Consider the following 24,838-nt stretch of genomic DNA (forward strand, 5'->3'; position numbering starts at 1 on the left):
ATTTAGGCTGTTTCAATCTCGCCTTTAGTGTTTCCCCTTGCTTTAACTATTAAAAATAGTCTGATATATTAAGTACAACATAAAGACGAGGAGAGGTAGAAACTATGTGGAACAATATTTTTGAAGCCATTGATGCTCAATATGAAAATATGGTGCACACGCGCCGCTACTTACACCAGCATCCGGAAGTATCTTTTGAAGAAACAGAAACCGCTGCATTTATCCAGCAAACGTACGACCGACTAGGCATTCCATACGAAAAAAATGTAGGAGGGAATGGAGTCCTCGCTACATTAAAAGGTGGAAAACCAGGCAAGAAAATTGCGTTACGAGCCGACTTTGATGCCCTTCCGATTCATGAAGAAAACGATGTGGAATACAAATCAAAAGTTGACGGCGTGATGCACGCATGCGGCCACGACGGCCACACAGCCGCTTTATTAGGACTGGCTGAAGCCATTTTACCTTTCCAGGAGGACTTACCCGGAACGATCGTTTTTTTACACCAGCATGCAGAGGAATACGCCCCCGGCGGAGCCAAGCCGATTATAGAATCTGGAGCATTGGAAGATGTAGACGCTGTATTTGGTACTCACTTATGGGTCAACACACCTACAGGGGTCATTCAAACGACGAAAGGACCTTTTATGGCTGGAGCCGATCGTTTTCATATTACGGTCAAAGGAAAAGGCGGACACGGAGCCATTCCTCACCAGACGAAGGATGCCATTGTGATCGCTTCTCAAGTTGTTTCGTCTTTACAACAAATCGTAAGCCGACGAGTGAATCCATTAGACACCGCTGTGTTAACAGTCGGTACATTTGAATCAGGTGACGCTTTTAACGTTATTGCTGATTCTGCGTTTTTAACAGGTACCGTTCGTACGTTTAGGCCTGAGGTGCAAGAACTAATCATCGAAGAAATGGAAAAAGTGATTAAAGGAGCATGCACGGGGAACGATGCCGATTATGAATTTGACTACTTTAAAGGGTACACTCCTGTAGTCAATCATGAAAAGGAAGCCTCATTGATTTTACAGGACGCACCTAAAGCTGATGCTTCCCTTACCACGGAAGAAGTTGAGCCTGTCATGGCAGGTGAGGATTTTGCTTATTACCTGGAAAACAAACCGGGAGCCTTCTACTTTACAGGCGCTCAAATTCCAGAGCATTATTACCCCCACCATCATCCAAAATTTGATTTTGATGAAAAGGCCCTTCCACACGCCGCCAAAACCTTGATTCAAGCTTACCGTTCGTATCAGGAACAAACTTAATGGAGCAGGCGGAGACGATGAACGTTCATCGTCGTCTCCCCTAACTGTTCCAATAACCTTCCATTAGCTACATACCCTACCACAGCCCCTAACCCGGGTAAAAGCTGCATCAACTTTACGAGATCAATCGTATCTCGATACTCAATCTGCAGCGTTTTCCAATCGATTTGCTTCCTTGCCTCCCCTTCATTTTCCCAATTCACTAACAAGTCTCTCACCTTAACCCGCTGCTGATCACTAGAAAATGCGAGCATAAAAATATGAAGCAAAAATACTCTTTCCTCATATCGATGAACGTCCAGCCCATAATATTGACCCGCATCAAATAAGAACTTCATTTTAATGCTTAACAATAAAGGAAAGTCAGCCACTCCAAGCCAAAAACCGCCTGCTCCAGTACCTGCCCCTTCCCAGGAGGCCGTCGATTTATATTGCTTCAGACGTTCGATCACCAGTTGTTCCCGCTCATAAAATGACCAGTCTTCCTGTTTTTCAATGGGACGAATGTATTGCGACGACGTTAAAGATAATTCGATCATTTTTTTTATACTTTCCGTCACGACGGAATGAACACGCTCTGGAATTTTTTTATTCACCTTCGATTGGAATCCTTTTGATGTTCGTTGAATCACTCCAGAACGCTTCTCAAGCGATCGGCTCCAACGCAGTGCTTCCTTGTACTTCTTCTCTTCATAATTCCTCATTATATCCCTCCAAAAAATGCGGCCCATGAAGGACCGCATATGACTTACATAAGACGTGGTTTCACGTAGCTTTGAATAAAGATATAGGTGAACAACGTACCACCTGCCGCCACGATGAGCACACCTGACAAATTCCACTGAATTAAGAATAACAACGTAAATAATATGGTTTGAAAAAGCATCAGCTGCTTTAAAAAGGTAAGCATCGCTTGCTGCTTCCACTCTTTTTTTACAGGATATAAATCGAGCCACACAATAATTCGGTGATGATTCCAAAGCGACATCATTTGAAAAGCACTTAAGTAAAGGAAAAGAATCGCGAATGCAATCTTCACCCATAGATTAGGGACAAACCAAACCGCAAGACCACCGATCCCAATTAACCGAAAGTACATCCCTAAATAATCACTGCTTCGGATAAACGTAATCCGATACAAATACGTGAACGTCTCATTCTGACGATAATGAATGGAAGCGGTCAATAACCGTACAAGCGCATGTCGTTTCTTTACTGTATTTCGTAAATGGGGCACATCCGTAAACATGTTGGCAATCCGGTAAAAGGTTCGCATTCTAGCTCGATCCTTAAGAACTAGCAAATCAAAGACGAGACCGGCCTTTTTACTTGAGTATTGGAAAATATAAATCACTAAAACGACAAGAATGAGAGTAACAATACCGACAAATAAAAGTTCATTTTCAGCAAAGAAAAAAAACAAGCAAATAGTCAGTAAGGTTCTGATCGCTTGATCAGTCAAACGAATCGTTGGGTTTCTCTCTTTTAACATCCACCAATTCGCAAACATGTTCAACGCTTTAACGACGAGCAATCCGACAAGCATGTAAAGATAGTGGCTCATCCCTAATTCGGGATAGGATTCAAAATAAAGCGGTCCGAGAGCTGCGACGACAAGAAAGATCAAATAAAGCTGGATGACAAAGCTGTATCCTAAGCATCGCTTAAAATAATCCTTTAACTGGTGCTCAGCAGGTAAGAGAAACACTAAATCAGGTTCCTTTAATAAAGTTCGAACAGGACTGTAGCTGGCGGCTAGTCCAAAAACAATACCTACAACCCAAGCAGTAGGAAAGTTTTCCGGAAGCTCCATCAGCCACCTTTGATAGTAATAGGCAAGTGCTGAGATAAAAAAGAACATAGCGATCGCAATATGGCCGTTAAAAATATATTTTAAGTACCGGCTGGTTTCTTTAATATGAGCCTGAAAACGCTGGCTCCACAATTCTTTTGCATTAATCATCGGCGTCTTCCTTTGTTAACTGTATATAAATATCATCTAACGAGGCACGCGGCTTTCCAAATGATTGGCGCAGCTCCTCTAGTGTACCGAGGGCACGGATTTCACCATCGTGCAAAATGACAAAACGGTCACAGTACTTTTCGGCCGTCGCCAATATATGTGTAGACATGAGAATGCCCGCTCCCTTCTCCTTCATTTCCTCCATGAGTTCCAAGTAGGATTGAATGCCTAAAGGGTCTAACCCGACAAATGGCTCGTCGACAATGTAGAGATCTGGCTCAATTAAGAATGCACACATGATCATCACCTTTTGTCTCATACCTTTAGAAAAGTGAACAGGAAACCAGTTCAGCTTTTTAGACAAACGAAATTCTTTGAGCAGTGGATCAAGTCTCTTCTTAAACGTTTCTTCAGAAATATTGTAAGCCATCGCCGTTAAGTGAAGATGTTCGTACAACGTAAGTTCATCATATAGAATGGGAACTTCCGGAATATAGCCGAGCTGCTGGCGATAGCCTTCGGGATTTTCATCAAATGTCGTCCCATTAATAGCCACCTTTCCTTTTTTCGCCTGCATCATTCCGATCACGTGTTTAATCGTCGTACTCTTCCCTGCTCCATTTAATCCTATTAAACCTACTATTTCATTAGGAAAAACATCAAACGAAATCCCGTGCAGCACATTCTTATGAGTGTATCCTCCATGCAAATCTTCTATATGTAATAATGAGTTCAAATCGATCCCTCTTTCTCGCATACTTCTTTCTAATAAAATTTTATCATAATCTGATGAGCGTGGCACTTAAACGCCATAGAAGACTTTCAATCGAGAAATATATTCTTTTTATGATACAATTATACAAACATTCATGTAAGGAGTGACGGAAAATGACTCATGACAGCAACTGTATTTTTTGTAAGATTATTAACGGAGATATCCCATCAGCTAAAGTATATGAAGACGAAGACGTGTATGCGTTCCTTGATATCAGCCAAGTAACAAAAGGACATACTCTCGTTATTCCAAAGACGCATACAAAAGATATTTATTCAACAAATGAACAGGTGGCTGAAAATTTGTTCGCTCGTATCCCTAAAGTAGCCAACGCTATCAAGAGTGCTTTTCAACCTATTGGATTGAACCTCCTCAACAACAACGAAGAGCCGGCTGGGCAATCTGTATTCCATTTACATATTCACCTTATCCCTCGCTATGGTGAAAATGATGGATTCGAACCGAATTGGATCGTGCACTCGGACGATTACTCAAATGATGACCTTCAAGCAATGGCTAAAGAAATTAACGACCAAATCAGCTAGTCAACTTGTAAAATCAACTGGTTTTGCTATAATTATGTATGCATCTGCAATCGGTCATAAGGATACGGTTGAGGTGAAATAGATGAGTTTAGAAGAGAAGAGGAGAGAGAAACAAATGAATACACGTGTTTTAGTCATGCTTTCATTATTAGTCGGAATGGGTGCTGTATTGCATGCTGTCCTGCCGCCATTTTTCTTAGGAATGCGTCCAGATATGATGCTCGCGATGATGTTTTTAGGCATTATCCTGTTTCCTAAACTGCCGTACGTCGTGGTTTTATCCGCAGCTACTGGTATGATTTCAGCTTTGACTACGACGGTACCAGGAGGACAACTAGCAAACTTAATTGATAAGCCCATTACTGCGTTCATCTTTTTTGCACTGTTTTTAAGTTTGCGCAACGTGCTGAAGCACGCAGCGGCACCCGTATTAACAGCTGTTGGTACGCTCATTAGCGGAACTATATTTCTAAGCTGTGTGCTTTTTGTAATCGGAATGATGGAAGCTAGCTTTGGAGCCATGTTCGTGACGATTGTATTGCCTACAGCAATTATTAATACGGTAGCCATGGTGATTATTTATCCAGTGGCACAAACTATACTCAAGCGTACAACACCAGCTCAATCTATGAGCGTTTAAAGCAAAAAGGTGGTCTTAGTCATCACCCAAGGCCGCTACTTGAATTTGTAGCGGCCTGTTTTATTTCAATTATTAGGTTTTAAACGTACATATTAAGAGAAAATAATAAATAGTCATAGTTTCTGAAAGGAGTTTTTCTCATGGCAAATGCGAAATCTTTAGTTTTAGGGATCATTATCGGTGGTGCTGCAAGTGCTGCTTACACGTTACTCAATACTCCATCTTCCGGTCGAGACTTCCGGGAAAACGCTAGATTGAAAAGTGAAAATCTAAAGACCACGATCTTAAGCCTGAAGGAAGAGGGATTACAACTAAAGGATCAAATTGCTCAAACGTCAAAAGAAGGTGCTGAGCTCATTAAAGAACTCTCAGAAGACGTAAAAAGCTCGGTAGAAAGCTGGAAGCGCACGGTTGAACCTCATCAGAAAAACATCCAGAAATATTTAGAGCAAATCGAAGAAAGCTTAAAGGAGTTAGAAGAAAAAGCAAAAGCTGAGCAGAATACAGACCCTGTCGACGAAGATACTCAGCCGAGCCACTAATACCTATACAAAGAGAGTTTTCAGAGTGAGGGACCTGAGAATTCTCTTTTTTAATGGCTGCGTTTATCCCCACGGTGATAAAAAATGCAGCATTACTTACAACATCCTTTTCATAAAAAAATCCGCCTCCTATCTGGAGGCGGATTTTTCTGTTTTATTTTGTTAGGCTTGATCGCCACGCTGGGTATTTAAATTTTGCGCGAAGCGGTCAATAATTATCGCCAGGATTACAATACCAAGTCCTGCGACAAATCCCGTCCCTACGTCGGCACGCTGAAGACCTGTAATTACGGTCTGTCCTAAACCTTTAGCACCGATCATAGAAGCAATAACTACCATTGATAACGAAAGCATGACGGTCTGGTTAATACCAGCCATAATCGTCTTTTTCGCCATTGGCAGCTGAACTTTAAATAACTTTTGGGTCCCAGTCGTACCAAAAGCATCTGAAGCTTCAATGAGCTCATGAGAAACTTGTCTAATCCCCAAGTTTGTAAATCGAACGGTCGGCGGTGTTGCAAATATAACGGAAGCAAATACGCCTGGTACCATCCCGATACTAAAGAAGGCAACGGCAGGAATTAAATATACGAATGCCGGCATCGTCTGCATGAAATCGAGTACCGGGGTAAGAATCTGCTCAACGGGTTTACTTTTCGACATCCATATCCCAAAAGGTACACCAATAATGACTGAAATCAAACTAGCAAATATGACGAGCGTAAATGTATTCATCAACTCAGTCCATAGTTCTTGGTTTTGTATAAACCATAACCCCACTATAGAAAAAACAGGTAACCCCAATCGTTTCTTGGAAACGAAAAAGGCAAGTACAGCTACGACTGTAATAAATAACCAAATAGGAATAGACATCAATACAGTTTCAGCGAAAAACTCAATAAAATCACCGAAATCATCTTTAATAAAATCAAATATACCGCTAAACGTAGTCTTAATCCAATCGGTGGCATCAGAGATCCACTCTGCCACTGGAAGCTTAGGCATTAGTTCCATTTAGGTTCACCTCATTTCCAGCTAATGCTGCTATAACAGCACCGCGTACAATAATCCCAACTAACTTTTCATCTTCGACAACGGCAACAGGTACAGGAGAGTCATGAATAATTGTGAAAATTTCATTCATCGCTGTATCTTTTTGTACTTTTGGAACATCCGTACGTAAGATCGATTTCAATTCTTTAATTTCCTGCTTAGCCGCTTCTGATACATCATCAGCCGTCACATAGCCGTGAAGCTTACGTTTAGCATCTGTTACGTAAATACTTGAAAGCCCTTCTTTACGCATTCTTTCGAGCGCGGTTCGAGGACCATGCTTTTCAATGTCTACGGTTTCAGGCCGTTTCATGACATTTTCAGCTGTTAGAACCTTCGCGCGATCTACATCTTCTACGAACTTTTCAACGTACTCGTTGGCTGGATTGACTAAAATTTCTTCAGGTGTACCAATTTGTACGATACGGCCGTCTTTCATTAGGGCAATACGATCCCCAATTCGTAGTGCTTCATCTAGGTCGTGTGTAATAAACAGAATCGTTTTCTTCATGGTTTCCTGGAGTTCAAGAAGTTCATCCTGCATCTCTTTACGAATTAATGGATCCAATGCAGAGAAAGCCTCATCCATCAGCAGTACTTCTGGATCATTGGCTAACGCGCGCGCTAGTCCCACACGCTGCTGCATTCCTCCTGAAAGCTGGCCAGGATACTGGTGAATGTACCCACCTAATCCGACCAACTCAAGTGATTCTTGTGCTTTCTTTTTTCTTTCCTGCTTGTCCAAGCCTTGTACTTCCAGCCCAAATTCTGCATTTTCTAGAACTGTACGGTGAGGAAAGAGCCCAAAGCGTTGGAAAACCATACTCAGCTTTTCACGACGTACGTTACGTAAAGCTTTACTATCCATCTTAGCTAAGTCTTTTCCATCAATCATGACGCTTCCTTCCGTAGGATCGATTAACCGATTAATGAGTCGAACCAACGTCGACTTACCACTTCCGGAAAGCCCCATAATAACGAAAATCTCCCCTTCTTCTACATTAAAGGAGGCACGGTTGACTCCAACCGTATTTCCTGTTTTCTCTAGAATTTCATCTTTTGAAAGACCTTCATCCAAGTACTTTGTGGCTTTTTTAGCATTCCTTCCAAAGATTTTAGATAAGTTTTTCACTTCGATAATTGGCACTGCGTTCACCTCTTCTTGTTAGCGTTCATTTTAACTATTTTCGCGTTCAACAACACACCTTATACACTGTAACCTATTCGTAACATAAAGTTCAAACCACAAATCCTATTAATTTAGTTTAAAAATAACATACAGTTTAAACTGTACAGAGTTAAGAAGCCTATTTCTTCTGTTTTTCTCTTATTTTCTCTAAAATTCGACCAAATATCCTATTTTTCTATATTTCCCAAATATAGTAATGTGTGAATAGCTAAACGTGAAGGAGGATCTTATGGGATTACAAAACCAAACACTAGAGGATTTACATATAACGATTATCCATGAATTTTCAAAAACACTTGAAATGTTTGGGCTGACACCCGCAGATTCCCGACTTTTTACCAGCCTTTATTTGCATGCGAAGCCTATGACATTAGATGAATTAAGTGACGCGTTAGGTAAGAGTAAAACCGCTATAAGCACAGGGATGCGAAATCTTATCGATCAGGGTCTTGTAGAAAGAGTGTGGAAAAAAGGAGTTCGCAAGGATCTTTATGAAGCAAATGATCAGCTTTATAAGAAGTTTATGTTTTCTTATGTTCAACGTTGGATCGATGCAGCTTCAGCCCAAACAGAAACGTTAGAAAATATTAAACAAGAACTACCAAATGATTATAAAGATTCAAGGAGCGAACCTGTGGATCAACGGTTGGCGCAAATGATTGAATTTCATAAGCAAATCACAGATTCCTTTGAAAAACACTTTAAATCCAACTAATCTCACCTGTTATATCAAACTTACCCTTATCAGACAATTTAAAATATTTTATAAAAATAATATAGTCGCACATTATATCTTGAAAAAAAAATATTTTCTACTAGAATAAGAAGTAAGTAATAGTTTTCGAGGAACCTATCATTTCTGCTTTGAGGGAATTCGACAATGCTTTATGAACGAACTTAAACCCTAGAAAAGGTGAGATGTATGAAGGATAAAATTTCCAAGCAGGATGCGATTTTTTATAGCCATAAAATGGCACAGTTGTCTAAAGCACTCTGGAAAGCTATCGAGAAGGATTGGCAGGACTGGATCAAGCCCTTTAAATTAAATATAAATGAGCATCATATCCTTTGGATTGCTTATCATTTAAAAGGGGCCAGCATATCGGAGATCTCCAAGTATGGCGTGATGCACGTTTCTACCGCTTTTAATTTTTCAAAGAAATTAGAAGAACGAGGACTGCTTCAATTTTCTAAGCGGGAAAACGATAAGAGAAATACGTATATCGAATTAACTGAAAAAGGTACAGATTTATTAGAGGAGACTCTAAAGGAATATGAGCCGAATAATAATTCTGTATTACGCGGTGTACTCCCGATGACAGAAATGTACGGAAAACTTCCGGAATTTCTAGATTTATCAGCCTTAATTAAAGAGATTTATGGCGACGAATACATGGAAATTCTTGAGCGATCCCTCGAAAACATTGAAGATGAAACAGACATTTTGGAGAATCCTACGCATATTGAAGCTTACAAATCAACAACAAGTAAATCATCTTAAACCGCACACCCTTCTCAGTGAGAAGGGTTTTTTTATGTATAATTCCCTGACGTCCAGTTTATAAAAGGACCAGTTAAATCCTAATGAGTGCCTTTAAAAGTATACTGGTCTACTATGTCTAAATTTAAAAGCAATTCTATACGAAAGGACAAATCTTCTGAAAGGTCATTTTTCGACACATTCCCTCTCTCCTTATGTGTTTAAAAACGTTGATCTCATGCATGTTTAAGTGTCTTAAAAAAACTACTTGTTTTTTTACGAAAAACCTATTGCTTTTTCCCTCAAAACATACTATCATTCATCTAGTGTTCGAAGTCGTCAGCACTACCTATCATACTCGAAAATAAACTATATTTCACAGTATTTTTTACAGCAAAGGGGGATTCTAAGATGAATTGCTGGAAAACAGTAAACATCAACAAGGAATTCGGGCTTAACCGTGTCTATCTTATGTCGTTCTTAACAGGACTGATGTCCTTTCTATTTTTATACTTGCCATTTTCCATTATGCATGGGACACAAGATGTCAAGGACCACGGATTCCTTCCATTGGTAGTCATCTTATTGTTCCTTCCGTCGATCCATCGATTAATGCATATATTGCCGCTGTTGTTAACGTATAAAAAAGTAAAGGTACACTTTGCCGTTGTTAATCGAATAACGCCAACATTTTCTTATCAATGCAAGTCAAAGTTATCTAAAAGAACATCCATTCTAATGGCTATGGCGCCGACGTTCTTCATTACAACTCCAGCGCTTGTGATGAGTTTCGTATTTCCGGGCTATTTCGCTTATCTCGTGATTCTTGCCTCAGTAAATATTGGATTGTCGTTTAGCGACTTCCTCTATTTAAATCAATTTATTAGAGCGCCTCGTCAGTGTATAATCGAAAATGCCAAGGATGGTTATGATATACTGATACGCAATCAAGAAATCTAAAAACACAGAGCTCATGAAAGTGAGCCCTGTGTTTTTATTTAAGGTTTTCTTCTGTTCAATACGTAGAATATTTGATAAAGTAGTTTCATAGGGAATAAAGGAGGTTTTCACAATCGTTGCAATATTGTTTGTCATATACGGACTCATCGTTCTTTTCATATTCAATTCTCTTACACATTCCTTATGTTTAAAAACAAAAATGTCTAGTGAAAAACAATCACGAGTATTTCGAACGATCAATATACTCCTAACGATTTTGTTGATTTCATCCTACGTAGATGTGATCAACCATATGTAGGCGACAGGCTATGCTTCGTGCATAGCCTGTTTTTCATTTCATCTTATAGCCAAGCTGCACCTACGATGATGAGTAGAATAAACAATACTACGATTAACGCAAAGCCTCCACCATATCCGTAACCCATATCTTCACCCCCATGCTTAAGACATAACACATAATATGCCTTCTCTTCTTAATTCGAATGGGCAGTCACCTACCCATTTTCCTATTTTTTTAATCCGTATAGAACCGATAAGACAAAATATGTTATATTAGTTTATGGACTACGTAAAACTTCCTTCGCAGGATCTTTTTTCCGAAGAAAGGGGTTTGATCCCTACGATTGAGCCTTCGAAGTGCTACGTCTGTTCACATACCATAAATCCATCTTATGCTTGAGGAGTGTACCAATTGAAAAAGAAAAAAAGAATACTTACTGCTTTACTTGCTTCAGGTTTAATTGTGTTATCCGCTTGTTCAGAAGAAGATGATGCTGAAGCTGTAGTCGAAACAAATGGCGGAGACGTAACCAAAGAAGAATTTTATGAGGAATTGAAAAAGGCTTCTGGTGAAGAAGTACTTCAGCAACTCGTCTTAAATAAAGTATTAGCCGATAACTATGAAATCTCAGATGAAGACGTAGAAAAAGAACTAGAAGGTCTCAAAGAACAATACGGAGAACAATTTGATATGGTTCTTCAACAAAGTGGTTTCTCAGATGAAGAGGAATTTAAAGAAACGATTCGTCTAAGTCTATTACAAGAGCAGGCAGCTGCTGAAAATGTGGACATTTCTGAAGAAGAAATGCAATCTTACTATGATCGCATGAAAACAGAAGTAGAAGCCAGTCATATCCTTGTTGAAGATGAAGAAACAGCAAATGAAGTAAAAGGAAAGCTGGACGACGGAGAAGACTTTGCTGATCTAGCTAGTGAATACTCTACAGACGGTTCAGCTGAACAAGGTGGAGAGCTTGGATACTTTGGTCCTGGTACGATGGATTCTGACTTTGAAGATGCGGCCTACAACCTAGAAGTCGATGAAGTCAGCGATCCAGTACAAACACAGTTTGGCTACCATATTATAAAAGTGACGGACAAGCGTGAAGTAGAAGATGTAGAATCCTATGAAGATTCCAAGGATGAGATCAAGCGTACCCTCGTTAGTCAAAAGGTTGACCAGCAAGAAATGCAAAACCAAATGAACCAGCTGCTAGAGGATGCGGAAATCGACGTAAAAATTGAAGAATATGAAGATCTATTTGAACAGCCTGAAGCCCCTGTAGAAGACCCAGAAGCAGAAGTGCCAGAGGAAGATGCGGAAGAACCTGCAGAAGGCTCAGAAGAATAGTAATATAAAGAGCAAGGCAGACACTTTGTCTGCCTTGCTCTTTGTCAGGCTGTCGAAAAAGCTTAGAGGGATTTAATAGAATATTATAGGGTGGTTCCTTCCTATTGGTATGAAGAAAAGGAAAGGAAAAAAGCGCCGCTTTCCGCGGGGCAAGAGGGAAAATCTCCTCGGCTCGTCCCGCAGGAGATTTTCCGTTCCTTTTACCAAAGTGAAATCGTGGAAACATCGTAGTATGAATGGTCTGTTGCAAAATTTGTTTTCATGAAGGCACAGCTTGAGTTAAGAATGTTTCCAGGTATTAATTTCGATAAAGAATTTTAGGAAACGGCGACACTCCTGGGGGATATACGAATAAGGTGTGACCCCTGAAGGCTGATCAAGTCTGAGGAGGCACACCATTCGCCCCCGGAAAAGGCAGTCGTTTCCTACAACCCTTTCCTCTTCCTCATGCAAGAAACGTTTCCCCTCTCGAGGTGAAAAAATAGAACTAAGGTTTCTTCACAAGCTGCAAAGAGCAAGGGAGACATCAAGTGTCTACCTTGCTCTTTGTCTTAATTGATCGTTTTGTTTACTTCGCTTCTCTTTTTCTTCTTCCATTCGACTTAAATAGACCCTGCCTTCTTTTTCAATAAATTGCTGTTCTATCTTCTGCTCTGCTTTCATCGCGCGAAAGGCCATATACCCACTTAGAAAAATAAATATAATACAAAGAAACACCCATACCGGAAGCCCTAAAATCATGTTGTTTCCTCCCTGTCCATTCTTTTTACAATAAGTTTATGAACAAGCCGTCCAGGTTATGACGAACGATTAGGATTCCTCAAACGATGGTTTATAGAAAGCCCTTTGATCGAGGGCATAAATTCTTTCAGTAAACTCTCCTGGGCTCACCTTTTTTAACGCACGGTTTACCATATTCATCTGCGCATCGATCCTATCAATTTGGTGCAAAAGCTCTGCCTCACGGACTAAAGGTGGTTTTGGGCTTCCCCACTCTGCTTTACCGTGGTGGCTTAAAATCATATGCTGGAGAATCGTAATTTCTTCACCGTCTATTTGCAATTCTTTGGCTGTACTTCTTATTTCCTCCACCATGATTGGAATATGTCCTATTAGCTTTCCTTCTAGTGTATAGGATGGTGAACTTGCATTAGACAACTCTTTGATTTTGCCTAAGTCGTGCAATATAATCCCGGCATACAGTAAATCAGCATTAATATCTGGATATAGATCCTTTAACTGCTGAGCGATATTTAACATGGAAACGATATGGTGAGCGAGACCAGAGACATATTCATGATGATTTCTCACCGCCGCTGGATACGTCAGTAAGTCCTCCTGGTAATGCTTTACAAAATGACGTGTCACTCGCTGAATATTAGGATTTTTCATTTCAAAAATGACTTCTGTCACTTTTTCCATTAAGTCCTCTTTATTTACTGGCGCTTTTTCAACGAAATCCGCTGCCTGTACCCCATCCGTCGGCTGCACCGGTCGAATGCTTTGTATTTTCAATTGGGCCCGATTTCTAAATTGACCAACTTCCCCTACCACTTTTACAAGCTCTCCAGGCGTAAACAGCCCTTCATCTTCTGGAGTGGATTCCCACAGCTTCGCATCAATCTCTCCTGTGGTATCTTTTAATAATAATGATAGAAATGGCTTGCCATTACTCGCCACTCCTTTACTTGCTGTTTTAATAAGTAAGAAATGATCAAACGTTTCCCCAATTTGATAGTTTGAAATTCCTTTTTTCATAAACCCGGCTCCCCTCTTCCCATTGTAAAAAAGACCGTTCCTTCATCAATCCCTCACCATTTTGGCTGGGAAAGAAAAAGAACAGTCTTTCATCATTCATTTCTCTTGGTGCGATTCTCTTCAATCTTAGGAACGTACTCAAAAATTTCACCAGATTCGACGACGTGAATAAAACGCATAAGCCATCTGTAGTAATCCTGAGCATATACAAGACGTTCGATATCGGTATCAATCTTTTGCCTTAACTCTTCGTCTGTTGTCTGCTCCTTTAATTTATTCAGTTCATAAATGGTCTCATCGGCTTCTTCAATATTGGTTTCCGTATGATGTTTCCATCGGCTTCCAAACAATGAAGTGAACGATTTATACCAGTCTTCTTCCGATTTGTATAAATCTTTGCGCACTCCTTTTTTAAAAGAAGGTTCAACCATCTTCATGTCAGATAAGGCACGGACACCAGTGGACATGCTTGTTTTACTCATCTCAAGAGCTTCACGCATATCATCTAAAGTCATCGGTTCCTCAGCAAAGTAAAGTACCCCGTACAGCCGCCCAATGGAAGGCGTAACCCCATATAAATTCATATTTTTTGCGATTACTTGTATAAATTGTTCGATTGTATTTTGATATTTTTCCCACTCTTGATTAGGTAGTTGTTCTGTCAAAGGGGCACCCTCCATTCCCTCAGTCGTTTTTAATCTTAAACATTTTATCATTAATAGTTTAGGTTTGCGACCTTATCTTTTAGATAGCTGAAATAAATTTACAGTCCCTTGATCAACACGCTCGGCTATATCATCTCTCCACGTAAATAATAAGATCTGGTTGTTCTTTGAAAGCTCCTGTATGATTTGAAGCATAATGGCCAGTCTTGCTTCATCAAAATGGACGAAGGCATCATCTACGAGGAAGGGGATGGCTGATTCCTCAGACAATGTTTTAGCTAAAGCTAGTCGTATACACACATACAGCTGGTCGGCTGTCCCCCGGGAAAGTTCATCGGTCGAATAATAAAACCCATTCCTATCTTGAACCATAATTTTCTGCTGATCTTCATCAAGTTGAAGGCTTTTATATTTCCCTAAGGTGACCTGATCAAAGTAGTTTTGAGCCATTTCAAACACGCGTGGCAGGTATTGATTTTGGTACATCTCTTTCGTTTTCGTCAGCACGTCCAGCGCTATTTTGTAGCTTGCCCACTCTTTCGCTCGTTCATTAAAGCGCGCACGATCCAGTTCAAACTGATGAGTAAGACGGGAAAGTTCGTCCGAGCTTTCAAGCTGATTCTTTTTATATTCGTAATCAGCACGTTCCTGCTGAAGTTTTTTTATTTGGACCTGAGAATCATCCATTTCCCTTTCTTGCTTTTCCATTTCAAAGGCAATGTCAGCCTCAGTTGGAGGTAAAGTCCACACGCGAAACCCTTCTTGCTCGTTTAACGTAAGCATCATTTGAATTTGCTGCTTCAATTGCTTTTTCTTTTCGATCTGGTGCTGTTGTTCTTCGTAACGATCAAGGCGTTCATAGAAATCTGATACGTTTATAGCACCGACAGCTTCAAGCAGCTCATTCTGCTGGTCACGAAGTGGAGCCATTTCCTCTTCCAGTCGATTTTGCTGCTTCTCTAATAAATGCATCTCTTGTTTAAGATGAACCATCTCATCTAAGAACTGTTTTTGTTCGTTCATGAACTTTTCAATTGCCAAAAATTTCTCCTGCATGGTTTGTTCCTTATGTTCCCACTTTTGTTCTGCGAAAAACCTGCTTACCTTCTCTTCGATTTCTACCATTTTCAGAGAGTGTTTTTCAGCTTCTTCTTGCCATTTAGCTATCTCTCGCTGCTTATCTTTTAGTTGTTTCAGCAAATGATAAAGCTTTTCCCAGTGAAGAAGCTTCATTGACTCTAAAAATGGATAATCTCGAATTTGTTCTTCCCACCGTTTCCGAAAATCTTCTTTCATATGTTCCAATCGTTCTCTACGATCGTCTAATCGATTGCGTCTTTGCTCATGTTCTTTTTGCTGCTCATGAAGATAGACGGCTTCTCCTTTTGCTTGTTCAAATTGCTGGAGCTCTTGTCTCGCTTTCATGTACATTTCCTTCGTAATCGAAGAGGGTGCTTTCTTTTCCTCTTCTGTCGGACGCTGATTTTTATCAAGCACAATGACACCAATAGCAAATATCAGTGCAACGACAGTCGGAATAAACTGAGAAGTTACAAGCGATAACACGATGCCCCCTAAGAATATCAGGGCAGCCAGGCCATAAGTCCGTTTAGGATCAGTAGATGTATTCGCTTGCTTGGATGGTGAAGAGTGCGCATGGATGTAACGGTCAACGAGTTCTGAATGTTCAACCGCTTCCTCCTCACTAATTGTCGTATCTTTTAGATTCTTCAGCTGTTGAAGCGTTTGGTCTTCTTGATTTCCTAGTGTTTCGATCTCCTGCTTCAATTGTGCTTTATCTTGAGCTAACTGCTGCTCTTCTTCTTTTAGTGACCTCCATGTTTCCTCAAGGTAAAACGGGAACTCATAGTCGTAAAGAGCATTTTTTTGGATTGGTAAATCCAATCGATTCATTTCTTGCTCCATTTCCTCATTCGCCCGGCTTATTTGAAGTTCGAGCCGGGCTGTTTCTTTCTCATGCTCCTGATAAGATAACTTCTCATCAATGAGCGACTGAAGCTCTTCCTGAGGAAAAGGATGTAAGGCTTCCTCAACCGTCGTTAAACGCTCTTGTTTATTCAACTTGTGATCACGTACCGTTCTCCATTCACTTTGAAGCGGTAATAACGCGTCCTCATATTCACGCATGGACATCCGAGCATTTTCAGGGACAGCGTCCTCCCCCTCTTCAATTACGAGCTGATGATATTGCTGTACAACCGGCAGGGCTTTTTTCATTTGCTGATAGCTGTAATATAAACGGCTTAGCTTTTCCCTTTCTATTCCCACTTCCTCAATATTCTCATCGAGCTTCGTCAACTTCTCTAAAATAAGCTGATAATCGCCGACTTCCTTCTCCATATTGTTTCGCTTTAACGCTACTTTCTCTAAATGAAGTAACTCTTGATTAAGCTTTGGGTTTCTTCCTTTAGGTTTAAACTGCTCATTAAGCTCTTTCTCTAACTTTTTCTCGGTTTGATAAATTTGATCAGATCCTGTCAGCCCAATATTTAACAGTACTTCTCCAAGTTCTTCGCCTGTAAGCTGCTGAAGTTTACTTAGATCTTCTGCATTAAAGCTGTAAATCGATTGATAGACTGACTTAGAAAGACCTCCCATGATCTTCTTAAGAAATGCTTCGCCCCGCTTTTCCCCATTTGAAAGCCAGCAGACGGCTTCTCCTTGATCTCGGTCATCCAATCGCTCAATAATAATTTCTCCATATGCTTCCATATAAACGGTTATTCGACCACCTATCGTACCGCCGGTTTTCGGTTGATAAAATGCTCGTTTTCTTGGGGGCAACCCGAAAAAAATAAATAAAATGAACTGTTGAAGCGTTGATTTGCCCGCTTCATTAGCTCCTGTGATTACGGTAAGGGAATGGGTGGATAAGCGAATGGAATGATCTTTCCATTTTCCAAATCCATAAATATGTAACGACGTAATCTTCATTTACTCCTCCTCCCCTGTCACAATCTGTTGAAGCACCATTTCTTTCGCCGCTTCCTTCAATTCGCGTTTGTCTGTATCAGTTAGTTGGTCTAACCATTTAGAAGCTCTGCGATGAGAGAATAAAGGTCCTATAAAGTCATAGAATTCATCCTCTGTCATTTCGTCCAAATTTCTTAAAAATTCGCCAGCGAAATGACTGCTGTTTCTTAATTCTTCTTCATTCCAAGTAGAAACATCTTCAATTTGCACTTGATCGATCCACACCCAGGGACCATCGAGCGTTTCTCGATCATTAACAAGCTCCCTCCACTCATCAACCAGCCCAGCCGCCTTCCACTTTTTCAGCATGCCATGACTGCTTTTAATCATCACTTTCAGCATAACGGCATCGTCGCTAGTAAGCATGGCTTTTGCACGTTCTAACGCTTCCTCAAGCTGCTGAGCGTGGGTGATGGAATCACACTCTACTGTTACTTGCTCGTAAGTAAAACTGTGAAGAGGGAGGAATTGATAGCTAAACGCCTCTCCCTTCCATTCCACTAGGTAACACCCTTTCTCTCCACTCTCTTTATGAGAACGTCCTTGAATATTACCCGGATAAATAACCGGAGGGTCGTCCGATAAAATTTGACGCTTATGGATATGACCAAGCGCCCAATAGTCTATAGACGTTCTATACAAGTCCTGCATGGAGAAAGGAGCATACACATCATGCTCAGTCTGCGTCTCGAGACTTCCGTGCAGCATGCCAATATGAAACGCGGCATCTCCTTCTTTCATATAAAAAGGGGTCATCTTTTTCGTTACTGCTCTTTGTTCATAACTGAATCCATAAATGTTAGCGAGCAACGTATGATCTTTATAAAAAGGGAGGACTTTTACTTCTTCCTCTTCAAAAATATGCACATTTTCAGGATAGGCAATTGGATAGTGGGCACCCATTATATAATCATGATTTCCATAGCTAATATACACTTGAATCCCATACTGTTTCAGGCGGTCAAACCCTTCTCTCAGCTTTACCTGCGCCTTTAAACTTCTCACTTCTTCATTAAATAAGTCACCCACTAACAAAACAAAATCCACCTGGTGATGGATCGCTTGTTGGATGAGGCGTTCGTAAGCTTTAAAGGTGGAAGTGCGCAGTTTTTCTTTCAACTTGTCCGGAAGTTGATTCTTTCCTTTAAAAGGGCTGTCTAAATGTAAGTCTGCGCTATGTATAAACTTTAACAATGCCAAGGTAACCTCCCCTTTTTTATCTATAGTTTAGCACGAGAATGGCTTCAGTGAACATCATACGAACGTACGATCCTTCCCCAAAGGGTTTGTTAAATTTCACTGTTGCTATTTTTTTATAAAAAGGCTCTGTAAAATCGTCCTCCGGGGTCTTACCTGTCATGCTCTTCCCTCAGGGAGTCTCGCAATTTCCCTGTCCTCCCTGCATTTGTGAAAATGATGAAAAAGCTGCAGTGGGTTTAGAAGGAACCTTTTGGACATGGACACTGAGCAGAAAGTGAAACCAATGATAGTCAACCGCAACGTGTTTAATTTAGCTGCCACAAAAGGAGAGTTCACACGTCATGGATAGAAACACAGCCTCTCTAAAAAAATCTTCCTTCCCCATTTTCGTGGAGAAGGAAGATATAATTATTTCTTTCTTTTTGAAAGCTGTATCGCTTGCTTTATATCTTTTAAGGAAGAAGATTTACCGTACATCAGTACGCCGCCTTTATAAACTCGAGCTCCAATTAATGCAAGAATTACAATCGAACCTACAAGAACGCCAATCGATAAAGCAACTTCCCATACAGGTATATTAAGCATTCCGACACGCAAAAACATAATTAATGGTGAAAAGAATGGAATGTAAGAAGTGAATGTAATAAACGGCGTGTCAGGTGCATTTAAACCGAATACCGATATAAAGAAAGCAATGATGATTAAGTAGATCATCGGTGAAATCATTTGCTGAGCATCTTCTAAACGACTAACAAGAGAACCTAGCGTAGCAGCTAATGTAGCATATAAGAAATAACCTAGCACAAAAAACACCATACCGTACACAATAATGTTCAATTGAATATTCCCGATGCCAAAACCTTCAAGAAAGGAGCCTTCTCCAGAATTTTGTTGAACACCAAGATAACCGACCCCAAGAATTAATGAAAATTGCAGCAAGCCTAACAATGCAATCCCAGTAATCTTCGCAAACATTTGCGACACAGGAGACACGCTTGAAATGAGAATCTCCATAACACGACTCGACTTTTCAGTAGCGACCTCGGTCGCAATCATACTTCCATACATCATGACAGTTAAGTATAGCAAGAACAGCATAACGTAAACGAGCCCCTGTGTTTGCTGCATCTCTTCTGTAGTATTTCCTTCTTCTCCTAGAGAGACGGTCTCATAAGCAACTGGAGCATTAATGGCTTCGATGGTGGCAGAATCTACTTGAGCTTCTTCAGCTGCCACAGCCATTTTTACTTGCTGTAATGCCTGCTGGATCATGTCACTATTCATAGGAGTCATCTGTTCACCCACGTATTCCGTCGCTTCAGGTAAACCAGCTTCTCCAACTCTAATTTCAATCGCAGAATCTAATGCCCCATTTTCCACTTCATCTCTAGCTTCATCTAATGTGCGCTCGTTAACCGCTACTGAAAATGCGTCTTCAGTGGCCAGCCTATCCTGGAACAATGCCGCCCACTCTTCCTCTTCGCTGATCACACTTATTTCGGTTGTGCCCTCTCCATCATCGTCGCCACGATCGAACGTTTCCATAATCGTCTGTAGGTTCGTTAAAACTAAAATAAGAGCGAGCGTGATAGCTGTCGTAATCACGAAGGACTTTGATTTCACTCTCGATTTGAACGTTTGCGCCACCATGATAAGAAATTTATTCATACGCAGCCCCCACCTTTTCAATGAAAATGTCATTTAAAGAAGGTTCTTCTAAATCAAAGGTGCGCACGAATCCTTTTCCATTCAGCTCTTTAAATATGACCTGAGAAACTTGTTCATTTTCTACTTGGACTTCACATTGACCTCCAAAGCCTTTAAACTTTGTTACGCCAGGAAGGTCTTGCAGAAATTCTAAATCGAATTCAGCGCTGACTCGAACATTTTTTTTACCAAAGGAACGTTTGATTTCTTTTAGCTCTCCGTGTACGACAGGCTTGCCATGATGGAGAATGCATAAGTTTTCACAGAGCTCTTCTACATGTTCCATACGGTGAGAAGAAAACACGATGGACGTCCCGGAGTTCTTTAATTCAATCACAGCTTCCTTTAGCATCTCTACATTAACAGGGTCGAGTCCGGAAAAAGGTTCGTCTAAAATAAGCAGTTTTGGTTTATGTAACACAGCAGATATAAATTGAATTTTTTGCTGATTTCCTTTTGACAGATCTTCAACTTTCCTTGACTTATAGTCTGGCACCTTAAATTTATCAAGCCAATACGTAAGCTCAGAGATCGCTTCTGTTCGATTCATCCCTCTAAGTCTCGCTAAATAAACAAGCTGATCTTGAACCTTCATTTTAGGGTACAGACCCCGCTCCTCCGGAAGATACCCAATTAAATGACTTTGTTCATATCCTATTTCTCCATCGTTCCAGGATATTTCACCATCCGTTTCTTCGATAAGTCCTAAAATCATGCGAAACGTTGTCGTTTTTCCAGCTCCGTTCGCTCCTAGAAATCCGAAAATCTGCTTTTCAGGTATTTCTATGGATAGATGGTCAACAGCCGTGAATGAGCCAAATTTTTTCATTACATTATGTAATTTTAACGTCACATTTTTTTCCCCTTTCCTTTTTAACATTACGAGACATGGTTAAAATTAGTTTCAACTTTTTTTAAGAATAAGCAGGAATTAAGCACCTTTATGACTAATTTATAAAATGAGTCACCATTCACCTTAGGAGGTTTCTTCTATGAAAAAATATTTTCTAACGGTATTTGAGAAGGATGGCAACAATTTGCTAGATGAAACATTTGAAGCGAAGAATGACGCGGAAGCCAAGCAGATCGGTGCGGAGAAACTTGAGCAGCAGGGCTACTCCGAACATACTCACCGATGCGTAGCTCCTGAAGGCCATCTTATTCTTTTTCACCGATAATAGAACAGTAAAAAAAGTCGCGCTTCATACGCGACTTTTTTACTGCCCTTTAAATGCAGGTATTCTTTTTTCGAGAAAAGCTTCTACTCCTTCATGGTGATCCGCTGTCTGCTTTAACTTCCACTGAGAATGTCGTTCCTTCGCAAGATATTGCAGCAGCTGGTCGATGCCGTATTGGTGATAGATGCTTTTCGTAGCAATCATGGACTGTAGCGGACGCTGCGTCCATTCCTTCACAAGTTTTTCTGCCTCTTGATGAATATTCCCTTCAAAAACTACATCAATTAATTGAAAATCATACGCTTCTTTAGCTCGAAGCTGCTCTCCCTTCCAGGCAAATTGCTTCGCTCGATGAGTACCCAGCCGCTGTTCCAAGAAGAAATGACCGCCTCCATCTGGCGCTAACCCAATCCCAATAAAATTCATCGATAGTTTTGTATCTGCTTCAGCCATAAGGTAATCGGCTGATAAAGCAATACTTAAACCTAACCCGACAACAGGACCATGCAGCGCCGCAATCACGATTTTAGGCATTGTATAAAAACCAGTAACAATGGTTTCGATATGATTCATGACTTGATCATACACTTCTGGTTCACTTACATCCTGCATCATAGAAACATCGCCACCCGCACAAAAACCGTCTCCTGTTCCAGAGAGTACGACGATTTGAGACTGCTCATCCTGCTTTATATCTTGAACGATTTCTGCAAACTCATGCAGCATATCCACATGCAATGCATTATACTTTTCCCCGCGAGCAAGTGTGATATAAACAGCTGATCCCTGTCTGTCTACATTAAAAAATTTCATACGTATCCCCTTTCCACATTCTTATTTTTAGAATTCGCCAGAAGACGTACATGTTCCTGCTCATTTGACAATTTTTTTCATAGTTGTTTCTGATTAAAATTAGTATTGATCAAGTGGAGGCAACTTACAAGATTCCCCCTCATGGAGAGGTTATCGTCAACAGTATATCTTTTGATGGGAGATAGGATAACCTTCAGAAATGACATTATTTCTTCAAGATCACTGCTTTAACGAGTTCACCATCGTTCTGTTACACTTCTTAACATAAAAGGGCTGAGAAAACGGATAAGGTGCGACCCGCAGGACTTATAGCAGTCGCTCTGCGTACTAAAAAAAAAGCTGCCCAGTTGGGCAGCTTTTAGAATTGTTAAAATTACTGTTGAGGCTCTTCAGGATTTCCGTAAAGGTCCTCAAGTGGTTTTGTAATGATTTTACTAATATCATTAATCACTGTATTTAAGCGTTGCTCTTCTTCCATCAGCTTAGAAATTTGAGGATGTTGTTGTACAAGCTCTACAACCTGGCGCGCTTGCTCTACTTCTTCCTCAGAAATCTCTTCACCTTGCATTTGCTTTTGTTGAAGAGTAATTTGTGTTTGACGGAAATCTTCAAACATCTTTTTAGCTGCTTCATCGTTCATTACTGCTTCATAAGCATCTTTTAATCCGTTAAATTCTTCACTATTGCGAATTGCTTTTTCAAGATCATATGCGTGATCATAAATATTAGCCATAAGTTAAAAGTACCTCCTAGAAATGTTGAGTTTTGAACTCCTTCCTCACTATAACAAACATGATTACGCATGTATAGGAATTGACGGTTATCCAATAAAAAGAACGAGAATTCCTTGTAAAATTCCAATGAGTCCCCCAAGGAGCGCACCTAAATAGGTGATCATTTTAAACTCTCTTCTTGAAATATCGAGGACCATTTCTTCCAGCCTGCTCACATTAAATGATTCAACCTGTTCCTGCACAATTTCTGATAAGTTCATCGACTCCATCATTGTTTCAATTTTTGAAGAGAGTAAGTGAGTCGCTTTTGGCACAAGAGCAGGCACAACATCTAAAATGATTTTTGAATGAAGCGGCTTCGTCCAATCAGCAACGGACTGACGGAGCCATTCCTCTATAGGAAGAGATTTCGTGACCGCTTGGCCTAATCCATAGGAGATGGTTTCTTTTCCGATCTTTTGTTCAAAGTAGCCGATGGGCTGGTTCAGCGCACTTTTCAGTTCCGTTTGCAGCATCGATTGCAGCCATTCTGTCGTTTCTCTCGCTGATACGTAGCGTACAATAACAGGATGAACACGATCAATCACTCGCTCTGACCCCATAAATGATTGAATCATATTCCCTAAAAATCCTTGCTTTTCTAAATAATCATCAATGAGAGCGCCTACTTTTTCTTTTCCTTCTCTGCTCGTTAAAAACTGATGAACTTTCTGCTGAATATAATGAGCAAGCTGATCCGTTCCCGCTTCAGCTCTCTGCTGCCAATCTGAAGAGAGAACATCTTTCAACTTTTGCTGCCTCATCTCTTCCATCATTCCGTTATACCTGCGATCAATCCATGCAGCGACCGCATCTTCCACTCGCTCCCGATCAATGTCTACGTCAAACGAATGAAAAAGTTGTTCCAGCGATTGATCGCTCTGTAACGCTTTTTCCACTTCTGTTTGGGCAAAGGTCGTAATTTGATTTTGAAATTCTTTTCCTTCTATTTTACGCTTCAACCCTTCAGCCGTAAGCAAATGATTGACGACCATTTTTCCAAGCTGCCTGGCTAATTCATTTTGACGCTTTGGGATTAACCCAGGTGTAAAAGGGAGACGGAAACTTCCTAAATGGATCGCCCGATAAGGACGAAACAACATTTTAATGGCTAACGAATTGGTAACACCACCAATAGCGGCGCCAACTGCCATCATTAATAAAATTAATATAAATGTACTCATTGATGAGACCCTCATTTCAATCTAGAACTCCTGTCCCATTATAGATCAATATAAGACGCTTAGCTACTCACAGCGCTGCGTTTTTTCAACACTTTCTGATTGTTGCAGCTCCACTTTCTCCATTTATTAGCAAAGCCGCATTTTTCTTAATTGGAAAGACTAAGACATATGGAGGTGAATCAAATGGACAAGCGACCAAAACAAGTGGACGAAGGAAAAGACCGTTTCGAACTCGATGTAGATCGAATGATTAATGAAGGAATGGCAGGAGGCCGACCTCAGTCTGCTTACGGACATGAGCAAATAGGTGAAGATCACCCCATTCCTGAACAAAAAGCAGACCAAAAATAAAAGATGAAGCTCCTATTGGGCTTCATCTTTGCAGCTTTTAGAGAAACCTTAGTTCTCTTTTTTACCTCGACAGCGTAAACGTTTCTTGCATGAAGAAGAGGAAAGGGTTGTAGGAAATGACTTCCTTTCCAGGCCCCACACGACGTGGGGTCGTTCGATGT

The 24,838-nt window shown here is 40.5% G+C and carries 27 protein-coding genes; 11 read left to right on the plus strand and 16 right to left on the minus strand.

The genetic code is table 11. The annotated features are described in order from the left end of the window. The first annotated feature begins 104 nt into the window (after positions 1 to 104). Positions 105 to 1,277: a M20 metallopeptidase family protein gene (locus IEV27_RS06665; RefSeq protein ID WP_188376647.1), complete on the plus strand. Its 1,173-nt coding sequence runs from the start codon at positions 105 to 107 to the stop codon at positions 1,275 to 1,277. Here IEV27_RS06665 and IEV27_RS06670 read toward each other — a convergent pair. The 3 genes from IEV27_RS06670 to IEV27_RS06680 are packed head-to-tail and all read right to left on the minus strand — an operon-like array spanning position 1,274 to position 3,976. Continuing rightward, positions 1,274 to 1,981 carry an EcsC family protein gene (locus tag IEV27_RS06670; protein WP_188376648.1) on the minus strand — a complete coding sequence of 236 codons (708 nt, stop codon included), beginning with the start codon at positions 1,979 to 1,981 and terminating at the stop codon, positions 1,274 to 1,276. The two genes, IEV27_RS06665 and IEV27_RS06670, sit on opposite strands and share 4 nt — an antisense overlap. A 44-nt stretch (positions 1,982 to 2,025) precedes the next feature. Next, on the minus strand, positions 2,026 to 3,240 hold the full coding sequence (locus IEV27_RS06675) for an ABC transporter permease (protein WP_188376649.1): 1,215 nt from the start codon (positions 3,238 to 3,240) through the stop codon (positions 2,026 to 2,028). Continuing rightward, the gene (locus IEV27_RS06680) at positions 3,233 to 3,976 is read right to left on the minus strand and encodes an ABC transporter ATP-binding protein (protein WP_188376650.1); all 744 of its coding nucleotides are present in this window, start codon (positions 3,974 to 3,976) and stop codon (positions 3,233 to 3,235) included. Before IEV27_RS06680 ends, IEV27_RS06675 begins: the two co-directional genes overlap by 8 nt. Positions 3,977 to 4,128: 152 nt before the next feature. Between IEV27_RS06680 and IEV27_RS06685 the strand changes: the two genes are divergently transcribed. From IEV27_RS06685 to IEV27_RS06695, 3 genes are all read left to right on the plus strand, one after another. Beyond that, the gene (locus IEV27_RS06685; RefSeq protein WP_188376651.1) at positions 4,129 to 4,560 is read left to right on the plus strand and encodes an HIT family protein; all 432 of its coding nucleotides are present in this window, start codon (positions 4,129 to 4,131) and stop codon (positions 4,558 to 4,560) included. Positions 4,561 to 4,675: 115 nt separating this feature from the next. After that, positions 4,676 to 5,200 carry a tryptophan transporter gene (locus IEV27_RS06690; protein WP_188376652.1) on the plus strand — a complete coding sequence of 175 codons (525 nt, stop codon included), beginning with the start codon at positions 4,676 to 4,678 and terminating at the stop codon, positions 5,198 to 5,200. 140 nt (positions 5,201 to 5,340) lie between these two features. Beyond that, entirely contained in the window at positions 5,341 to 5,742 is a 402-nt protein-coding gene (locus IEV27_RS06695; protein ID WP_188376653.1) for a YtxH domain-containing protein, read from the plus strand. Positions 5,743 to 5,904: 162 nt separating this feature from the next. Here IEV27_RS06695 and IEV27_RS06700 read toward each other — a convergent pair whose 3' ends face one another. Next, positions 5,905 to 6,756, minus strand: a complete 852-nt coding sequence (locus IEV27_RS06700) for an ABC transporter permease (RefSeq protein ID WP_188376654.1) — start codon at positions 6,754 to 6,756, stop codon at positions 5,905 to 5,907. Next, entirely contained in the window at positions 6,740 to 7,942 is a 1,203-nt protein-coding gene (locus IEV27_RS06705) for a quaternary amine ABC transporter ATP-binding protein (protein WP_188376655.1), read from the minus strand. The genes IEV27_RS06700 and IEV27_RS06705 overlap by 17 nt, the downstream gene beginning before the upstream one ends. A 271-nt stretch (positions 7,943 to 8,213) precedes the next feature. On the opposite strand from IEV27_RS06705, the gene IEV27_RS06710 reads away from it, so the two are divergent. The 4 genes from IEV27_RS06710 (at position 8,214) to IEV27_RS19810 (ending at position 10,722) form a co-directional block, all read left to right on the plus strand. Next, positions 8,214 to 8,699 (plus strand): GbsR/MarR family transcriptional regulator, encoded by a 486-nt coding sequence (locus IEV27_RS06710; RefSeq protein ID WP_188376656.1) that lies wholly within the window; start codon positions 8,214 to 8,216, stop codon positions 8,697 to 8,699. A gap of 207 nt (positions 8,700 to 8,906) precedes the next feature. Continuing rightward, positions 8,907 to 9,485: an HTH-type transcriptional regulator Hpr gene (locus IEV27_RS06715; RefSeq protein ID WP_188376657.1), complete on the plus strand. Its 579-nt coding sequence runs from the start codon at positions 8,907 to 8,909 to the stop codon at positions 9,483 to 9,485. A 390-nt stretch (positions 9,486 to 9,875) separates the two neighbouring features. Then, positions 9,876 to 10,424, plus strand: coding sequence for a DUF3267 domain-containing protein (locus IEV27_RS06720; RefSeq protein ID WP_188376658.1), 549 nt, complete (start codon positions 9,876 to 9,878; stop codon positions 10,422 to 10,424). Between the two features lie 112 nt (positions 10,425 to 10,536). Next, a complete protein-coding gene (locus tag IEV27_RS19810) occupies positions 10,537 to 10,722 on the plus strand; it encodes a hypothetical protein (protein ID WP_229734965.1) in 186 nt (61 codons plus the stop codon). 43 nt (positions 10,723 to 10,765) lie between these two features. Here the strand turns inward: IEV27_RS19810 and IEV27_RS06725 are convergent, their stop codons facing one another. After that, a complete protein-coding gene (locus IEV27_RS06725) occupies positions 10,766 to 10,849 on the minus strand; it encodes a YjcZ family sporulation protein (RefSeq protein WP_101844812.1) in 84 nt (27 codons plus the stop codon). A 266-nt stretch (positions 10,850 to 11,115) separates the two neighbouring features. Between IEV27_RS06725 and IEV27_RS06730 the strand changes: the two genes are divergently transcribed. Next, on the plus strand, positions 11,116 to 12,054 hold the full coding sequence (locus tag IEV27_RS06730) for a peptidylprolyl isomerase (protein WP_188376659.1): 939 nt from the start codon (positions 11,116 to 11,118) through the stop codon (positions 12,052 to 12,054). Positions 12,055 to 12,588: 534 nt separating this feature from the next. Here IEV27_RS06730 and IEV27_RS06735 read toward each other — a convergent pair. The 7 genes from IEV27_RS06735 to IEV27_RS06765 form a co-directional block, all read right to left on the minus strand. Then, complete coding sequence (locus IEV27_RS06735; RefSeq protein ID WP_245345293.1) at positions 12,589 to 12,795, minus strand: sporulation YhaL family protein; 207 nt, start codon at positions 12,793 to 12,795, stop codon at positions 12,589 to 12,591. Between the two features lie 69 nt (positions 12,796 to 12,864). Then, positions 12,865 to 13,812 carry a 3'-5' exoribonuclease YhaM gene (gene yhaM, locus IEV27_RS06740; RefSeq protein WP_188376660.1) on the minus strand — a complete coding sequence of 316 codons (948 nt, stop codon included), beginning with the start codon at positions 13,810 to 13,812 and terminating at the stop codon, positions 12,865 to 12,867. 92 nt (positions 13,813 to 13,904) lie between these two features. Beyond that, positions 13,905 to 14,477 (minus strand): GbsR/MarR family transcriptional regulator, encoded by a 573-nt coding sequence (locus IEV27_RS06745; protein WP_229734864.1) that lies wholly within the window; start codon positions 14,475 to 14,477, stop codon positions 13,905 to 13,907. A 72-nt stretch (positions 14,478 to 14,549) separates the two neighbouring features. Continuing rightward, positions 14,550 to 17,432 carry an ATP-binding protein gene (locus IEV27_RS06750; RefSeq protein WP_188376662.1) on the minus strand — a complete coding sequence of 961 codons (2,883 nt, stop codon included), beginning with the start codon at positions 17,430 to 17,432 and terminating at the stop codon, positions 14,550 to 14,552. Beyond that, complete coding sequence (locus tag IEV27_RS06755) at positions 17,433 to 18,671, minus strand: metallophosphoesterase family protein (RefSeq protein ID WP_188376663.1); 1,239 nt, start codon at positions 18,669 to 18,671, stop codon at positions 17,433 to 17,435. Between the two features lie 408 nt (positions 18,672 to 19,079). Further along, positions 19,080 to 20,339 carry an ABC transporter permease gene (locus IEV27_RS06760; protein WP_188376664.1) on the minus strand — a complete coding sequence of 420 codons (1,260 nt, stop codon included), beginning with the start codon at positions 20,337 to 20,339 and terminating at the stop codon, positions 19,080 to 19,082. Continuing rightward, a complete protein-coding gene (locus tag IEV27_RS06765; RefSeq protein ID WP_188376665.1) occupies positions 20,332 to 21,231 on the minus strand; it encodes an ABC transporter ATP-binding protein in 900 nt (299 codons plus the stop codon). The genes IEV27_RS06760 and IEV27_RS06765 overlap by 8 nt, the downstream gene beginning before the upstream one ends. Before the next feature lie 139 nt (positions 21,232 to 21,370). Here IEV27_RS06765 and IEV27_RS06770 point away from each other — a divergent pair, with 139 nt between their 5' ends. Beyond that, on the plus strand, positions 21,371 to 21,556 hold the full coding sequence (locus tag IEV27_RS06770; RefSeq protein ID WP_188376666.1) for a YhzD family protein: 186 nt from the start codon (positions 21,371 to 21,373) through the stop codon (positions 21,554 to 21,556). Positions 21,557 to 21,595: 39 nt separating this feature from the next. Here IEV27_RS06770 and IEV27_RS06775 read toward each other — a convergent pair whose 3' ends face one another. The 3 genes from IEV27_RS06775 to IEV27_RS06785 form a co-directional block, all read right to left on the minus strand. Further along, positions 21,596 to 22,369: an enoyl-CoA hydratase gene (locus IEV27_RS06775; protein ID WP_188376667.1), complete on the minus strand. Its 774-nt coding sequence runs from the start codon at positions 22,367 to 22,369 to the stop codon at positions 21,596 to 21,598. Positions 22,370 to 22,742: 373 nt separating this feature from the next. Next, positions 22,743 to 23,102, minus strand: a complete 360-nt coding sequence (locus IEV27_RS06780; RefSeq protein ID WP_188376668.1) for a YlbF/YmcA family competence regulator — start codon at positions 23,100 to 23,102, stop codon at positions 22,743 to 22,745. An 87-nt stretch (positions 23,103 to 23,189) separates the two neighbouring features. Next, a complete protein-coding gene (locus IEV27_RS06785; RefSeq protein ID WP_188376669.1) occupies positions 23,190 to 24,326 on the minus strand; it encodes a DUF445 domain-containing protein in 1,137 nt (378 codons plus the stop codon). Between the two features lie 183 nt (positions 24,327 to 24,509). Here IEV27_RS06785 and IEV27_RS06790 point away from each other — a divergent pair, with 183 nt between their 5' ends. Further along, a complete protein-coding gene (locus IEV27_RS06790; protein ID WP_188376670.1) occupies positions 24,510 to 24,677 on the plus strand; it encodes a hypothetical protein in 168 nt (55 codons plus the stop codon). The last annotated feature ends 161 nt before the right edge of the window (positions 24,678 to 24,838 follow it).

The organism is Halobacillus andaensis (assembly GCF_014636475.1).
Lineage (GTDB): Bacteria > Bacillota > Bacilli > Bacillales > Halobacillaceae > Halobacillus_A > Halobacillus_A andaensis.

Bases quoted from the DNA above. Each gene is read 5' to 3' on its own strand.
- IEV27_RS06665 (WP_188376647.1), top strand. From the start codon at position 105: ATGTGGAACAATATTTTTGAAGCCATTGATGCTCAATATGAAAATATG.
- IEV27_RS06670 (WP_188376648.1), bottom strand. From the start codon at position 1,981: ATGAGGAATTATGAAGAGAAGAAGTACAAGGAAGCACTGCGTTGGAGC.
- IEV27_RS06675 (WP_188376649.1), bottom strand. From the start codon at position 3,240: ATGATTAATGCAAAAGAATTGTGGAGCCAGCGTTTTCAGGCTCATATT.
- IEV27_RS06685 (WP_188376651.1), top strand. From the start codon at position 4,129: ATGACTCATGACAGCAACTGTATTTTTTGTAAGATTATTAACGGAGAT.
- IEV27_RS06690 (WP_188376652.1), top strand. From the start codon at position 4,676: ATGAATACACGTGTTTTAGTCATGCTTTCATTATTAGTCGGAATGGGT.
- IEV27_RS06695 (WP_188376653.1), top strand. From the start codon at position 5,341: ATGGCAAATGCGAAATCTTTAGTTTTAGGGATCATTATCGGTGGTGCT.
- IEV27_RS06700 (WP_188376654.1), bottom strand. From the start codon at position 6,756: ATGGAACTAATGCCTAAGCTTCCAGTGGCAGAGTGGATCTCTGATGCC.
- IEV27_RS06710 (WP_188376656.1), top strand. From the start codon at position 8,214: ATGGGATTACAAAACCAAACACTAGAGGATTTACATATAACGATTATC.
- IEV27_RS06715 (WP_188376657.1), top strand. From the start codon at position 8,907: ATGAAGGATAAAATTTCCAAGCAGGATGCGATTTTTTATAGCCATAAA.
- IEV27_RS06720 (WP_188376658.1), top strand. From the start codon at position 9,876: ATGAATTGCTGGAAAACAGTAAACATCAACAAGGAATTCGGGCTTAAC.
- IEV27_RS06725 (WP_101844812.1), bottom strand. From the start codon at position 10,849: ATGGGTTACGGATATGGTGGAGGCTTTGCGTTAATCGTAGTATTGTTT.
- IEV27_RS06735 (WP_245345293.1), bottom strand. From the start codon at position 12,795: ATGATTTTAGGGCTTCCGGTATGGGTGTTTCTTTGTATTATATTTATT.
- yhaM (WP_188376660.1), bottom strand. From the start codon at position 13,812: ATGAAAAAAGGAATTTCAAACTATCAAATTGGGGAAACGTTTGATCAT.
- IEV27_RS06750 (WP_188376662.1), bottom strand. From the start codon at position 17,432: ATGAAGATTACGTCGTTACATATTTATGGATTTGGAAAATGGAAAGAT.
- IEV27_RS06760 (WP_188376664.1), bottom strand. From the start codon at position 20,339: ATGAATAAATTTCTTATCATGGTGGCGCAAACGTTCAAATCGAGAGTG.
- IEV27_RS06770 (WP_188376666.1), top strand. From the start codon at position 21,371: ATGAAAAAATATTTTCTAACGGTATTTGAGAAGGATGGCAACAATTTG.
- IEV27_RS06775 (WP_188376667.1), bottom strand. From the start codon at position 22,369: ATGAAATTTTTTAATGTAGACAGACAGGGATCAGCTGTTTATATCACA.
- IEV27_RS06780 (WP_188376668.1), bottom strand. From the start codon at position 23,102: ATGGCTAATATTTATGATCACGCATATGATCTTGAAAAAGCAATTCGC.
- IEV27_RS06785 (WP_188376669.1), bottom strand. From the start codon at position 24,326: ATGAGTACATTTATATTAATTTTATTAATGATGGCAGTTGGCGCCGCT.
- IEV27_RS06790 (WP_188376670.1), top strand. From the start codon at position 24,510: ATGGACAAGCGACCAAAACAAGTGGACGAAGGAAAAGACCGTTTCGAA.